The organism is Mesorhizobium sp. M8A.F.Ca.ET.181.01.1.1 (assembly GCF_004792025.1).
In the GTDB taxonomy this organism is placed as follows: Bacteria; Pseudomonadota; Alphaproteobacteria; order Rhizobiales; family Rhizobiaceae; genus Mesorhizobium.
Map to the genome: position 1 here is coordinate 1 of NZ_SRTV01000015.1, position 14867 is coordinate 14867.

At 65.7% G+C, this 14867-nt stretch carries 12 protein-coding genes; 5 read left to right on the plus strand and 7 right to left on the minus strand.

Annotation, left to right across the window (positions count from 1 at the left end):
* Window positions 1–243 precede the first annotated feature (243 nt).
* Genes EN824_RS31415 through EN824_RS31430 form a run of 4 tightly spaced genes read right to left on the minus strand, consistent with a single transcriptional unit; the run spans window position 244 to window position 5285 of the window.
* Window positions 244–1410 (minus strand): FAD-binding oxidoreductase, encoded by a 1167-nt coding sequence (locus EN824_RS31415; protein ID WP_135933060.1) that lies wholly within the window; start codon window positions 1408–1410, stop codon window positions 244–246.
* A gap of 27 nt (window positions 1411–1437) precedes the next feature.
* Complete coding sequence (locus EN824_RS31420) at window positions 1438–3054, minus strand: ATP-binding protein (RefSeq protein WP_135933061.1); 1617 nt, start codon at window positions 3052–3054, stop codon at window positions 1438–1440.
* Window positions 3045–3737: a response regulator transcription factor gene (locus EN824_RS31425; RefSeq protein WP_127276548.1), complete on the minus strand. Its 693-nt coding sequence runs from the start codon at window positions 3735–3737 to the stop codon at window positions 3045–3047. The genes EN824_RS31420 and EN824_RS31425 overlap by 10 nt, the downstream gene beginning before the upstream one ends.
* A 3-nt stretch (window positions 3738–3740) precedes the next feature.
* Window positions 3741–5285, minus strand: a complete 1545-nt coding sequence (locus EN824_RS31430; protein ID WP_135933062.1) for a DUF4173 domain-containing protein — start codon at window positions 5283–5285, stop codon at window positions 3741–3743.
* 615 nt (window positions 5286–5900) lie between these two features.
* Between EN824_RS31430 and EN824_RS31445 the strand changes: the two genes are divergently transcribed.
* On the plus strand, window positions 5901–6791 hold the full coding sequence (locus tag EN824_RS31445; protein WP_135933063.1) for a CoA ester lyase: 891 nt from the start codon (window positions 5901–5903) through the stop codon (window positions 6789–6791).
* Between the two features lie 37 nt (window positions 6792–6828).
* Window positions 6829–7035 (plus strand): DUF1737 domain-containing protein, encoded by a 207-nt coding sequence (locus EN824_RS31450; RefSeq protein WP_027145959.1) that lies wholly within the window; start codon window positions 6829–6831, stop codon window positions 7033–7035.
* A gap of 92 nt (window positions 7036–7127) precedes the next feature.
* On the opposite strand, the gene EN824_RS31455 is transcribed toward EN824_RS31450, so the two are convergent.
* Entirely contained in the window at window positions 7128–7550 is a 423-nt protein-coding gene (locus EN824_RS31455; protein ID WP_127280999.1) for a metallopeptidase family protein, read from the minus strand.
* Between the two features lie 177 nt (window positions 7551–7727).
* Here EN824_RS31455 and EN824_RS36305 point away from each other — a divergent pair, with 177 nt between their 5' ends.
* Genes EN824_RS36305 through EN824_RS31470 form a run of 3 tightly spaced genes read left to right on the plus strand, consistent with a single transcriptional unit; the run spans window position 7728 to window position 13511 of the window.
* The gene (locus EN824_RS36305; RefSeq protein WP_135933064.1) at window positions 7728–8771 is read left to right on the plus strand and encodes a hypothetical protein; all 1044 of its coding nucleotides are present in this window, start codon (window positions 7728–7730) and stop codon (window positions 8769–8771) included.
* The gene (locus EN824_RS31465) at window positions 8713–10191 is read left to right on the plus strand and encodes a DUF6504 family protein (protein ID WP_135933065.1); all 1479 of its coding nucleotides are present in this window, start codon (window positions 8713–8715) and stop codon (window positions 10189–10191) included. The genes EN824_RS36305 and EN824_RS31465 overlap by 59 nt, the downstream gene beginning before the upstream one ends.
* Window positions 10188–13511, plus strand: coding sequence for an error-prone DNA polymerase (locus EN824_RS31470; protein WP_135933066.1), 3324 nt, complete (start codon window positions 10188–10190; stop codon window positions 13509–13511). The genes EN824_RS31465 and EN824_RS31470 overlap by 4 nt, the downstream gene beginning before the upstream one ends.
* Window positions 13512–13773: 262 nt before the next feature.
* Here EN824_RS31470 and EN824_RS31475 read toward each other — a convergent pair whose 3' ends face one another.
* Together EN824_RS31475 and EN824_RS31480 are read right to left on the minus strand one after the other, a co-directional pair.
* The gene (locus EN824_RS31475; protein WP_135933067.1) at window positions 13774–14028 is read right to left on the minus strand and encodes a Trm112 family protein; all 255 of its coding nucleotides are present in this window, start codon (window positions 14026–14028) and stop codon (window positions 13774–13776) included.
* Window positions 14029–14099: 71 nt separating this feature from the next.
* Window positions 14100–14771 (minus strand): LON peptidase substrate-binding domain-containing protein, encoded by a 672-nt coding sequence (locus EN824_RS31480; protein WP_127281055.1) that lies wholly within the window; start codon window positions 14769–14771, stop codon window positions 14100–14102.
* Window positions 14772–14867: the final 96 nt, after the last annotated feature.

Sequence of the window (14867 nt, forward strand, 5' to 3'; positions counted from 1 at the left end):
GGGCCCCAGCTCATCCACGGTTTAAGCCACCTGAGGGGTGACGGGCTCTCGACCGCCGCCACGGATCAGGCAAGCACCTGGTCCGTGGCACCCTCAACAATGCACGATTCCAAACACACAAGGGGTGTTCCAGCTTGGCAAGGACGGAGATCTGTCACGCACCCCTCAACCGTCTCGGCGCTGCGCGCCGATCCACCTTCTCCCACAAGGGGAGAAGGGAGAGGCAGGCCCAGGCCAGGCGCCTCAAATCACATTCAATTCCCGGAACGCCCGGCCCTCGGCCACCCGTTCGTAGCCAAACGCCGAGCAATCGATCGTCCGGTAGCCGCCATGCGCGATCAGTTCCGCCAGTGCCTTGCCGACCGCCGGCGCTTGCTGCAGGCCGTGGCCGGAAAATCCGTTGGCGAAGAGGAAATTCGTCACCTCGGGGTGCGGGCCGATCACCGCGTTCTGGTCGAGCGTGTTATAGTCATAATGCCCGGCCCAGGCACGCGTCGGCTTGATCGCCTCGAAGGCCGGGATGCGGGTTGCCAGCACCGGCCAGATCACCTCTTCGAACAGCGGCCAGTCGACGTCGAAATCGCCGGGATCGGCCGGGCCGTCGCCCTCTTCCGGCTCGGCGCCGCCGGTGAGGTAGACCGAGCCTTCCGGCCTGACATAGATGCCCGAGGGATCGACCAGCAGCGGCATGCCGGCATATTTTTCGCGTGCCTCGAAGACGAAGACGTTGCGCTTGCGCGGCTCGACCGGCAGCGCCAGCCCGGCAAGGGCGGCGACCTTGCCGGCGTTCGGCCCGGCGGCGTTGATGACGGTGCCGGCCTCGATCCGGTCGCCATTATCAAGGCTGACGCCGGTGACGCGGTCGCCCTGCCGCTCGATACCGGTGACCGAAGCGCTGATGAAGTCGATCTTCTTCTGCCGCAGCGCCTTGCGGAACAGCGTCAGCATCGCATGCGCGTCGAACCAGCCCTCGCCCGTCCGGCCATAGGCGCCGGCGGTGATGCCTTCCGCCGACAGCCAGGGGAAGCGGCGCGTCAGCTGGTCGGCGTCCTCGAGCAGTATGTCGGCGCCTTCGGCGACCTGCGCCTCGTGGTTGGCCCTGAGGATCGGCAGCCCCGCCTCGCCGGCAAGGATGAGATAACCGCCCTCGCGAAAACCGATATCGGCCTCGGCGCCGAATTCTTCCTTCAGCCGCCGGAACAGTTTCAGCGTGAATTGCGACAGGCGGATGTTTTCCGGAATCGAGAATTGCTGGCGGATCGAGGCCATGGATAGCGTCGTCGCCGCATGGGCGAATTGCGGATCGCGCTCGATCAGCGCGATCGAGCCGGAAAACCCTTCCTCGCGCAGATAATAGGCGACCGAGGAGCCGACGATGGCTCCACCGATGATAACGATGTCGTAGCGCACTTTTTTCTCCGATCCGCCGTCCACAGTCTACGCGACCGGCAAAGTGATCTCGAAGCGCGTGCCGCGCTCGGAGTCAACCAACCTGATCGTACCATCATGCGCTTTCAGGAGGGCCAGCACGATGCCGAGGCCCATGCCGGTGCCGCCGGTAGAGCGCCGCGTGGTGAAGAACGGCTCGAAGATGCGCGCCTGGTTGTTTGGCGAAATGCCGGCGCCATCGTCGCTGACCAGCACGGTCGCCTTGCCGCCGGCGCTTGCGGCAGTGATCGAAACTTGCGTCGCGCCGTGCCTGGCCGAGTTGTCGATGAGATTGCCAAGCACGATTGCTCCGTTCTCGGCCGAGATGCGCAAGGCCAGATCGCCGCCGGCCTCGACGCCAACCGCCAGCCTGGTGTCGACGGGAAGCAGCGCCAGCGCCGACCTGACCGAGGTGCTTTCGCCGCTGGGCGCGAGGTTTTCGGCCCGCGCCAGGTCGAGCAGCCGCCGGACCAGCAGGTTGAGCCGTCCGGCATCGGTGACGATATTGTTGGAGAAGCGCCGCCGCTCGTCATCATCCATCGCCGAGCCGGAATCGCGCAGCAGTTCGGCCGCGCCCTGGATCGCCGTCAGCGGCGATTTGAGCTCATGCGAGACGTGGGTGGCAAAGGTCTGGATGCTATCCGAGCGCGCCTGCAGTTTCTCCGCCATGTCGAGAAACGCGGCGGACAGTTCGGCCATTTCGCGCGTGCCGTGATGATCGAGCGGCCGGATCGCGTCGCGGTCGCCGGCGGCGATGCGCTGGGTGCGGTCGATCAGCGCATAGATCGGCCGGCTGACAGTGCGCAGGAAGACGAGGCCGATGAGCAGCGTGCCGCCGAGGATGGCGATCGCCGCCGCCGTCACCTTGCCGCGTTCGCCATAGAGATGTTTTATGATGTTGTTGGGCGTCCGCGAGACATAGACCACGCCGGCGACCTTGCCGTTGACGGCAACCGGCAGGGCGACGAAGACGCGCACCTTGGTGCCGCGGCTGACCGAATAGAGCGGCGGCGCCGGCTGGTTGGGGATGCGCAGCCGGAGCGCGCTGGCATAGCGCCCGGCAAGTGCGGCACGCACCTCCTCGACCCCGGCAAGCGACTGCCCGATTTCGTCGCGCCCGGCAATGACGACACCTGCGGGATCGAGCAGCCGGAAACCGGCCAGCGTGGTCTTCTGCGTCGCATCGAGAATGCCGGTCAGGCGCGCGCCGATCGCGGCGAAAGCGGGATCGGCCGTGGCGGGCATCCCGGCAGGCCGGGTCGCAAGCACGTAATCCGAGGCGAGATCGAGCTGCGGCTCCATCGGCCGATAGGGCGATTCGGGATTGGCGCTTCGGCTCGCGCCGCCATTGGCCCCAGGCATCGGCGCGCCGAGCTTTTCCGGCAAAATGCCGGCGTCGCGCACCTCCTGCGCATAGATGGCGGCGATGGCGGCACCCTGCGCGATCAGCTCCGCCTCGGTCTGGCGGATCAGCTGGTTCTCATAGAGGCGGAAGAAGAACAGGCCGACCAGCGGCAGCGCCATCACCAAGATCAGGATGGCAACGACGACCGTGGCGAGACGAGGCCGCCATTTGCGGCCGATCCACTTGCTGCCAATCCATTTGCTTGACGTCGTCAGCCGCATCGGCCGAGCCGGAAGCCGACGCCATGCACCGTCTCGATGACCTCCGGGCAACCCACCGCCGCCAACTTGGCGCGGATGTTGCGGATATGGCTGTCGACGGTGCGGTCGGCGACATGGATCTTGCCCGCATAGGCACTGGCCATCACCGCCTCACGGTCGAGCACATGGGTGGGCCGCGCCAGAAACCCTTTCAGGATCGAGAACTCGATCCCCGTCAGGGCCAGCGGCTTGCCGTCGAAGGCGGCCGCGTGGCTGGCCGGCGCCAAGGTGAGCTTGCCCTGCGCGAACTGCCTGTCGTCGGCGGGTTCGGGCGCGACGGGGCGGGCGCGCCGCAGGATGACGTTGACGCGGGCGACGAGCTCGCGCGGGCTGAACGGTTTGGTGACATAATCGTCGCCACCCATTTCGAGCCCAAGGATGCGGTCGATCTCCTCATCTCGCGCGGACAGGAACAGCACCGGCACGTCTGATGTGTGGCGCAGCCGCCGGCAAACCTCCAGCCCGTCCATCTCAGGCATGCCGATGTCGAGCACGACAAGGTCGGGCGTGCGCCGTTCGATCGCCTGCAGGGCGGCGGCGCCATCGGCCACGGCAGCCGTTTTCATGCCGGCCTTTTCCAGCGCGAAGCAGATCACTTCGCGGATATGCGGGTCGTCGTCGGCGACGAGGATGTGATGCGGCATGGCTCAGCGATCCGGCACGGGTTCTGCGACACCAGGAACAATGATCGGCTGCCTGCTGTCGAGATAGCGAAGCAGGCGCCAGTCGCGAAAGCTCCAGCTCCGCCAGTTTTCCTGCAGGCTGCGATACCAGCCTTCATCGACACCGCGCAACCTTGCCAGTTCGCCGACGGCGCCGGCATCGGCCGTCTTGCCCTGACGATCGTAGAAGCGGTCGAGCGCCGGAAACGCGCCCGGGCCGAGCGAGCGCAGATACCAGGCGTCGAGGGGAATGCCCTGGCCGGTCATTTCAAGGGAATGGGCGACATTGTAATTGGCGATCAGCGCGGCGAAGTTGATGAAACAGCAGGCATAAAGCGCCAAGGATAACGTCAGAAGATTGGCGGAGAGCAGCCATTCGTTGGATTTTTCGAGCGCGATGCGGGCGATGATCAGCGCAAGCCCGGCCGCCACCAGCCCCATCCAGGCGAAAGCGGCGACGCGCCAGTAGGTCAGCGCATAGATGCCGACATAGAGGTCGAGCCGCAGGATCGACGAGGCGACCAGCATGATGTTCTGCGCTACCCAGGCATAGACCAGGCGGCGGATAAGCGGATCGTTCGATGCCTCGCTGCCGGGCCTCAGCGCCGCAAGGACAAAACCGGCGGCAAGCAGCGCGGTGACAACAAGCGGATAGGCGCCGCGATGCGCGTAAGCGGCGTAGCTCAAGCCATCGGGAAGCGCGACCCCGCCCCACAGATAGGTGGCGTCGAGCCCGCTCTGCATCGCGAACAGGATGTTGAAGACAACGAGCGCTCGAAGGATAGCCGCCTTACCGAAGGCGATGTCCTCGACAACATGCCTGTCCGGGCCAGCCGCCGGCTGGGCATCGGCAGGGGGATGATCTGGCCGGAAAATACGCCGCCGGAATCGCGGCAGGCGCGGCCGCAGAAAGGCCCAGACGCCGGCAAGCACGAACAGCCAGAAGGCGATCCGCGTCAGCTGGATCAGGTCGAGCAGCCTGATGAGATCGATCAGCGACAGCCAGTATTCGATGACCGGGTTGGCGGCGCCGAACAGGGCGACGAAGACGGCGCCCAGCGTCAGCGGCATGACCCAGACCGCGATCGCCGCCAGCCTTATGCGATGCCCGCCGAACCGCCGCGCCGCCCTTCGCCACTGGAGAAAATCGCCGAGGAACCGGACCGGCGCCGCCAGCCCGAACAGCACGACCTGGCCGGTAATGCGCGCCATGCGGTGCCGCAGCCGGCCACTCAGCGAAAGCGCGAACGCCACCAGGGCCGCGAGCGCGATCGAGACGGACAAGGGGCTGACAGTCTCGGCCAGCGGCAGCAGCGCGACAAGCAAGGCGGCTGACTTGAGCCACACCTTGCCATCGTTGAACGCGGCGGGATGCACGGCCACCACCGCCGCGGCAATCAGGATGGCGAACAGGAGAACCGTGATGCCGGCGGGCTGGCCGTAGAACAGGAAATCGGCGATCGCGACCAACAGCAGGGCAACGCCGAAGCGGCTGCGATAGCTTGGCGCCGAAGTGAGCAACACTGTCATGACCTGATCGTCCCCATGGCTTCCAGTCGGGCCGTCGGAGGGCGTCTGCGGACGAAAGGGATGAGGGTTGCCGTCGCACGTGGTGGATCGGCCAGCCACCAGCCTTCGCTGCGCAGCCTGTGGGGCAGGGACCAACGGGGTTTTGCTCGCTTTTGCATGCCGCCTTGTGGCGGGCCGGCATGAAGTTGGCGGGGCAGATACGAGGAGGTTTTCGGCATGCGCGTGCAGTTTTCGTGCAGGGCTGGTGCACTGCCCGCCATTCTTTGCGGACGCGTTGGCGTACCCCAGCGAGGCTCCTTTCCTCTCCCTCCGGAGGGGGGAGAGGTGGCTCGGCGAAGCCGAGACGGAGTGGGGGAACCACCTGGCAACCGCCGCAAATGGACATAGGAAAGGGCACCGGGCGCAAGCATCGCATCGCCTTGCGCCCAAAGGTCGACCCCCACTCCGTCGAGCTTCGCTCGACACCTCTCCCCCGATCGACGGGGGAGAGGAAAGGCGCCCTTCGGCAACGGCTGCGGAGGACAGGCAAGGGACGGCGCAAGCTTTCGCGGTTGGCTCGTATCAGGTATCGGTCGGACGCTTGCCTCGCCCGACCGCAACCGGCATAGATCGGACATGGAAACCTACCGTCCGCGCCGCTCAGTGCTCTATATCCCGGCCTCCAACGACAAGGCGTTGGCCAAGATCGCGCAGCTTGCCTGCGACGCCGTCATCATCGACCTCGAGGACGCCGTCGCCCCCGCCGACAAGATCGCCGCGCGCGAGAAACTGGCCGGCATTTTCGCCAATCGCCCTGGTGCCGACCGCAATGGCCGGCGCTGCGAGATGGTGGTGCGCGTCAATGCGCTGTCCAGCGAATGGGGCGCCGACGACCTTGCCGCCGTGGCCAAGGCGGAACCGGACGGCCTCCTGCTGCCCAAGGTCGACACACCGCGCGACGTGCTCGAGGTCGGCGATGTGCTGGACGATAATTTTGCGCCCGACAGCGTGAAGCTATGGGCGATGATCGAGACGCCCAAGGCCATGCTCAACATCGGCGCCATCGCCGAGCTCGGCCGCGACCCCGCCTCGCGGCTGGATTGTTTCATTGCCGGAACGAATGACCTGATCAAGGATACCGGCGTCCTGGCGACGCCCGACCGCGCCTATCTCCTGCCATGGCTGATGCAGATGCTGCTGGCGGCGCGCGCCGGCGGCCTCGACATGCTCGATGGGGTGTTCAACGATTTTCGCGACCTGGACGCGTTCGCCCGCGAATGCACGCAGGCCGCCGCCATGGGCTTTGACGGCAAGACGCTGATCCATCCATCGCAGATCGAGGCCGCCAACCGCGCCTTTGCCCCGTCGGCGCAGGCACTGGCCGAGGCGCGCGCGGTGAAGGATGCCTTCGCGGAGGCGCAAAACAGCGGCAAGGGCGTCATCGCGCTGAACGGCAGGATGGTCGAGCGACTGCACTTGGCGCAGGCCGAAAAACTGCTGGCGAAAGCGGCCGCCATCGGGGCATGATATTCGCCGACTTGGGATACACGACAGGAATTGGACGATGAAACTCTACCGCTTTCTCACCGCCCCGGACGACGCCAGCTTCTGCCACAAGGTGACGGCGGCGCTGAACAAGGGCTGGCACCTGTTCGGCTCGCCGACCTACGCCTATGACAAGAAAGCCAAGACCATGCGCTGCGGCCAGGCCGTGGTGAAGGATGTCGACGGCCAGGAATACGGGCCGGATACCAAGCTCAGCGACTGGTAGGGGAAAGCGCCGCAGCCCTCTCTCTTCGTCATCCTAGGCGAAGCAAGGAGCGAAGCGACGGGGCGCAGACCCTAGGATGACGAAGGCACAGCCTATTCAGCCGCTTCCTCGATCTTTTCCATATCATCATCCGACAGGCCGAAATGGTGGCCGATCTCGTGGATCAGCACGTGGGTGACGATGTCGCCCAGCGATTCCTCGTTCTCGGCCCAGTAGTCGAGCATGGCGCGGCGATAGAGCGTGATGCGGTTGGGGCCTTCCCCGGTTTGCGGGTTCCAGCGTTCGGCGATGCCGCGCCCCTCGAACAGGCCGAGCAGGTCGAACGGCGTCTCCAACGACAAATCGTCCATGATCTCGTCGGTCGGGAATTCGGCGATCTGGATGACGATCTCGCCGGTCAGCTTGCGAAAATCCTCCGGCAGATGGGCGTAGGCCTCCAGGGCCAGGAACTCCAATTCTTCCATCGAGGGCGCAAGTTCGCCATGCCAGGTGCGGGTCTTGTAGATGCGGGCCATGCTTTGTCCTTTAATCCCGGCATATAGGTGTTCGCACCGGTCGAGGCAAATGACGCCTATACGCCGGCGTCGCGCCGGGAGAGGAATAAATTCCTTATGACTCTGCTTGACTCTTCCAGCGCCCTCTGGAATCAATAGGAACATAACAGGAACAATTGTGAGTGGAAGCTGACCGTCATGGCGATGACCGCCGTGGCGCGGGAGACTGTTTTTGCCCTGCGCCGCCAGATCGCGAAAATCGAGGGAACGCTGCCCGAGCGCCTGCAGGCGCCGGCGCCGGCGCCCCTTGATGCCGGCGCCAGCGCTGACCCCACGCCAGGCAGCGATCTGACGATCATCCGGCGCGGCCTTGCCGCGGCCTTGCCGGATGCCTTCCTGCCCATCGGCGTCGAGCGGCTCGATGCCGCGCTCGGCGGCGGCCTGCCGAAAGCCGCCCTGACCGAAATCCATGGCCTGGAAACCCGCGACGCGGGAGCCGTGGCCGGCTTCGCCCTGTCGCTCGTCAGCCTGATCCTCAACCAGGCGCAGGGGCTGCCCATCTTATGGATCGGGACATCGGAAATTTTCCACGAGGCCGGCTTTCCCTATGCCAGGGGGCTGCAGGCCGCCTTCGGCATCGAGCCCGGGCAATTGCTGTTTTCCGAGGCGCCCAGGCTTGTCGATGCGCTGTGGATCGCCGAGGAGGCGGCACGCATGACGGCGCTTGCCGCCGTCATTCTGGAAATCCGCGGCAATCCGCAGCGGCTGGACCTGACCGCGACACGCCGCCTGCATGCGCGGGCGCAAGGTGCCGGCCGGCCGGTGTTCCTGCTGCGGCAGGCGGCCGAGCCGGAACCGACGGCGGCGCCTATCCGCCTCATCGCCGCGTCGGCGCCGGCCGTGCCGCGCGCCACGGTCGCCGGGCCGCTCGCCGGTTCGATCGGCCACCCCGCCTTCACCATCAGCATCGGCAAGAGCCGCACGGCCTTGCCTGGACAATTCATACTGGAGTGGAACCCCGATGAACGCGTATTCGACGAAAGAAGGGGCGAGGAAGAGCGGGCAGAGAATCCTGTCCCTGTGGTTTCCCTATCTGGCGGCCGAAAGGATCCTGCGGCAGCGTCTGGGGAAATCCTGGCGTTCCCGACCCTCGGATCATCCGTCGCCATCTCACCCACCGCTCGTGATCAGCCACCGCCAGGGCAACGCGCAGCGCATCTCAGCCCTCGACGAGCGGGCTGAGGCGCTGCACCTGAAGCGCGACATGGGGATTGCCGATGCGCGCGCCATGCATCCGTCGATCGACATCGTCGAAGCCGATCCGGAGGCCGACCGGCGCCTGCTCGAGGGCCTTGCCGACTGGTGCGACCGCTACACGCCGCTGGTGGCGCTGGACAGCATCGACGGCCTGTTCCTCGACGTCACCGGCTGCACCCATCTGTTCGGCGGCGAACGCGCCATGCTCGACGAAATCCTGTCGCGCTTCTTGCATCAGGGTTTCGACGTCCGCCCCGGGCTTGCCGGCACGCCCGGGGCGGCCTGGGCGGCGGCACGCTTTTGCGGCGACCGCATCGTTCTATCGGGCGAGGAGGAAGCCTTGCTTGCTCCCTTGCCGCTGGCCGCCCTTCGCATAGCGCCGGAAACCCGTGCCAGCCTGGAAAGCGTCGGGCTGCGCACGGCGGGCGCCGTCATGGCCGCGCCGCGCGCGCCGCTTGCCCGCCGCTTCGGCGCCTTGCTGCTCCAGCGCCTCGACCAGGCGCTTGGCCGTCTCGACGAAGCGATCTCGCCGCGCCTTCCCGTCGCGCCGCTTTCAGTCGAACGCCATCTCGCCGAACCCGTCACGCTGACGGAGGAGATAGAGCGGCTGGTGGGCATGCTGGCGACGACCTTGAAGACCGACCTCGAACGCCGCGGCGAAGGCGCCCGGACGCTGGCGCTGCTGCTCTTTCGCGTCGACGGCGCCGTCAGCCGCATCGCGCTCGGCACCTCGCGGCCGATGCGCGAACCCTTGCTGATCCGGAAATTGTTCCATGAAAGGCTGGCAGCACTCGAGCAGCATATCGATGCCGGCTATGGCTTCGACCTGGTGCGCCTCTCGGTGCTGGCTGTCGCCGCTTTCGACACGCAGCAGACCGATCTGACCGGTGAAGCGGCCGACGACGGTGCCGACATAGCCCTGTTCGCCGACCGCATCCGCGCCCGCCTCGGCGAGAGCGCGGTTCTCCAGCCTGTCCCTGTGGAAAGCCATCTGCCCGAACGCGCCGTCGCCATCGTCCCCTTCAGCGAGGCGCCGCGCCGGACCACGCCGCCGAAGAAGCCGGACAGGATGCCGGCGCCGATGACCATCTTCCCGCCGGAACGCCCAATCCGGCTGTTCCGCGCGCCCGAGCCCATCGATGTGCCGGCCACCGAAATGCCGGAGGGACCGCCGCTGCATTTTCGTTGGCGCCGCGCGCTCTACCGCGTCACCCGTGCCGAGGGTCCGGAACGCATCGCCGCCGAATGGTGGCGCGAGGCGCCGGGCGATCCGGCGGCATCGACACGCGACTATTTCCGCATCGAGGATGCCGATGGCCGCCGCTACTGGCTCTACCGGCAAGGCCTTTACGGCAGCGCCTCGCAGATCCCGCCGCGCTGGTTCATGCACGGGGTCTTCGCATGAACGCGCTGACCGTCATCCCCTATGCCGAGTTCGGCATCCAGTCGAATTTCTCCTTCCTGCGCGGCGCTTCCAAGCCGGAGGAACTGGTGGTCGCGGCCAAGCTCATGGGTTTCTCCGCGATCGGGCTCGCCGACCGCAACAGCGTGGCCGGCGTGGTGCGCGCCTGGCAGCAGGCCAAGGTCGAAAAGCTTGCCTATCATCCTGGCTGCCGGCTGGTTTTTGGCGACGGCACGCCGGAAATTCTCGCCTATCCCAGGGACCGCACGGGCTGGGGGCATCTGTGCCGCATGCTCACCCAGGCCAATCTGCGCGACGAGACCGAAAAGGGCGCCACCTTGCTCCAGCGCGGCGACTTGCTCGAATGGGGGGACCGGATGTCGCTGGCGGTCTTGCCCGATCTGGCGCAGGACGCGCAGGACAGTCTGGCCTTGCTGCGGGAACTCGAGGGCCGGTTCGGCAGCGCCCTGCGGCTCGGCGTCTCGCCCTGTTATGCCGGCCATGACCGCTTCAGGATCGAGCAGGCGGCGGCGTTTGCCGAAAGCACCGGCATTCCGCTGATGGCGACCAACGACGTGCTCTACCACACGGCCGAACGCCGCCCCTTACAGGATGTGCTGACCGCGATCCGCCTCAATGTTCCGGTCGCCGAGGTAGGGCTGGAGCTGACCGCCAATGCCGAACGCCATCTGAAGCCGCCGCTGGAGATGGCGCGCCTGTTCCGCAGGCATCCGCGGGCGCTGGCGGAGACGCTGCGTTTCGGCGAAGAGCTGACCTTCTCGCTCGGCGACCTTCAGTACAATTATCCCGACGAGCCGACGGAATCGGGCCTCGGCCCGCAGGCGGAGCTGGAGCGCCTGGCCCGGGAGGGAGCGGCCCGGCGCTTTCCCGCTGGTGTCCCCTCCAGCGTCATAAAACGCATTCAGGAAGAACTCGCCCTGATCGAGCGGCTGAATTACGCCCGCTATTTCCTGACCGTCCATGACATCATCAAATTCGCTCGCGGCGAAGGCATTCTCTGCCAGGGCCGTGGTTCCGCCGCCAATTCGATCATCTGCTTCTGCATCGGCATCACCGAGGTGGGACCGGACAAGATCGACACGCTCTTCGAGCGTTTCATCTCGGAGGAACGCAACGAGCCACCGGATATCGATGTCGATTTCGAGCATGAGCGGCGCGAAGAGGTGATGCAGTACATCTATACGAAATACAGCTCCAAGCGCACGGCGCTCGCCGCCGCCGTCATCAGCTATCGCGGCCGTTCGGCGCTACGCGAAGTGTCGAAGGCGATGGGCCTGTCGGAGGATGTCCGGGCGTCGCTTTCCGGCTCGATCTGGGGCTGGTCGACCTCGGAGCTCGGCGAGAAGGAAGCCAGGGCCGGCGGCCTCGACCGCAGCGATCCCATATCGCGGCATGTGATGGAACGCGCCAACGAGATCATGGGCTTTCCCCGCCATCTCTCCCAGCATGTCGGCGGCTTCGTCATCACCAGGGACCGGCTCGACGAAATCGTCCCCATCGTCAAGACGGCGATGGACGAGCGCAAGATGGTCGAATGGGACAAGGACGATCTCGACGCGGTGAAGATCCTCAAGGTGGATATACTGGCGCTCGGCATGCTGACCTGCCTCCAGCGCGCTTTCACCTTGCTCGAAACCCAATACGGCGTGAGAGACGACTATGGCAGGCCATTGACCCTGGATACGATCGCCAAGGAGGACCCTCGTGTCTACGACATGATCTGCCGCGCCGATACGCTCGGCGTCTTCCAGATCGAATCGCGCGCCCAGATGTCGATGCTGCCACGGCTGAAGCCGCGCGAATTCTACGATCTGGTCATCGAGGTGGCGATCGTGCGGCCAGGCCCGATCCAGGGCGATATGGTGCATCCCTATCTGCGCCGCCGCCAAGGCAAGGAAAAAGCCGAATATCCCAAGCCGGAGCTGGAAAAAATACTCGGCAAGACGCTGGGCGTGCCGCTGTTCCAGGAGCAGGCGATGAAGATCGCCATCGTCGCCGGCGGCTTCAGGCCGGGCGAGGCCGATGAACTGCGCCGCGCCATGGCCACCTTCAAGCGCACCGGCACCATCGGCAATTACCGCCAGCGCATGATCGACGGCATGACGGACCGAGGCTACGAAAAGGACTTCGCCGAGCGCTGCTTCAATCAGATCGAGGGTTTCGGCGAATATGGCTTTCCCGAAAGCCACGCCGCCTCCTTCGCGCTGCTCGTCTATGCCTCCTGCTGGTTCAAGACTTTCTATCCCGACGTGTTCTGCGCCGCGATCCTGAACTCGCAGCCGATGGGGTTCTACCAGCCGGCGCAGCTGGTGCGCGACGCCCGCGACCATGGCGTCGACATCCGCGAGGTCGATGTCAATTTCTCCGTCTGGGACTGCACTTTGGAAAAGGCGCCTTTCGACCCGGCCCGCATCCTGCCGCGTCATGCCGGGATGCGCGGCGTCATCGAGACAAGCCATGCGCTGCGGCTCGGCTTCAGGCAAATCAAGGGACTTTCCAAGGAACGCATGGAGGCTTTCGTCGCCCGGCGCGGCGCCGGCTACTCGACCGTCCGGGATGTTTGGCTGCGCTCCGGCCTCAATGTCGACGAGATCGAGAAGCTGGCGCAGGCCGACGCCTTTCGGTCCATCGGCCTCGACCGCCGCGCGGCACTGTGGGAGGTCCGCGCGCTCGACGGCAAGAGCGCCGCCGAGAAACTGCCGCTGTTCGACCAGCCGGCACTCAGCCTACGCGAGCTGGAGCCCGAGACGAGACTGCCGAAAATGCCGCTCGGCGAGCATGTCATCCACGATTACCGCTCGCTCGGCCTGTCGCTGAAGGCGCATCCGGTCGCCTTCCTGCGCGAGCGGCTCGACCGCGCCGGCGTCACCCCCAATGCCAGCCTGCCTTCCGTGCGCGACGGCAGGCGGGTCTCCGTTGCCGGCCTGGTGCTGGTGCGCCAGCGCCCCGGCAAGGGCAACGCGATCTTTCTCACGCTGGAAGACGACAAGGCCGTCGCCAATGTCATCTTCTGGGAAAGGACCTTCACCCGCTTCCGGCCCATCGTCATGGGCGCCCGGTTTGTGAAGGTCACCGGGAAGCTGCAGTCGGAATCAGGTGTCGTCCATATCGTCGCCGAGAAGATCGAGGATCTGACGCCCTGGCTGACCGTGCTGCTGGAAAAGGTCGGTGCGGCCGCACCGCCAGCAGCCGGTCCTCCGCGCCGCTCCAGCCAACCCGCAATAGGGAAAGACGGACAGGATCTTGCGATGCTGTCGGAAGAGGCGGAAAGGGTCATGCCCAAAGGGCGCAACTTTCAGTAGGCGCGCCCTGACCATCAAGCGCGGCGGGACAGCGCCCCCCTCTGCCCTGCCGGGCATCTCCCCCACGAGGGGGGAGATCAGCTATCGCGACGGCCTTCGCCAACTTTTCAACGTGCAATTCGCCAATTTTCAACGTTGCAAGAAGAAGGGCCGGCGCCCAAGCTGCCAATCTCCCCCCTCGTGGGGGAGATGCCCGGCAGGGCAGAGGGGGGCGCCGTAGAGCGTCAATCCTGGCGTCCGGTCACTCCAGGCAAATGACTATCTATGATGTCGAACTGCCCGCCCCACCCAGCTTCGGCGGCGACAGCACATCCTCGGCCGAGATGGTCCGCGCCTCCGAAGGCAGCATGATGGGGATGCCGTCGCGCACGGGATAAGCGAGCTTGGCGACCCGCGAGACCAGCTCGCCACGCTCAGGGTCCCAGGCCAGCGGCCCCTTGGTCAGCGGGCAGGCCAGCAGTTCCAGCAGCTTCGGGTCGACGCTGGTTTTCTTTCCGTCACGCCCATCCGCCGCCATCAGGTCCTCTTCCGGTTTCACGCCGACAATATGTTGAGATTCAGGTCAGGCCGGCTGAATATCGGCACATCCTACTGCAGGCTCGAGCCAAAATCCTCATTCTCGCGCGCCAGCGTCATCTCGGTGATGGCGATCAGCGTCTCGGCCCGCGTCTTCAGGTCCGCGGCTTCCAGCAACGCCTGCTTCTCGGCCGGTCCATAGGGCGCCATCATCGACAGCGCGTTGACCAGCATGGCGTTTTCGGCCCGGCTGACGCTTTCCCAGTCGGCTTCCAGATCGTTGGCCTGCAGATAGGCGCGAAAGGCCCGCAGCAACGCCGGCCGGTCGATTTCATCAGCCGCCTGCTCCTCGTCGAGATCGGCCAGGAAGGGTGCCGGTTTGCACTGGCGGAACGGCGTCTTGACCGTCAGCTCGTGGGCGATGCGGAACCGGCACACGCCTTGCAGCGAAATCAGGTAGCGACCGTCGCCGGTCTCTGAAAAGGCGATGATGCGACCGATGCAGCCGACATTGCAAAGCTCCGGCTCGCCATCCTCGCGCAATGCGCCATTGAGACCGGGCTGGATGATGCCGATGAGACGCGAGCCGGCGACCGCCTCGTCCACCATCTGCAGGTAGCGCGGCTCGAAGATGTTGAGCGGCATGCGGCCGCCCGGCAAAAGGAGCGCGCCCTCGAGCGGAAAGATCGGGATCGTCAACGGCAAATCCTTGGCGAGCCGGTAATGCGCGTTTCCCGCTTGCACCTCATTCCTCCGATCGCTTCGATTGCGAAGCGTCAACCCTGCCCTGTCCTATCTGGCGCTCAGGCCCGACGCCGCAAGCCTCTGCGACAAAACAAC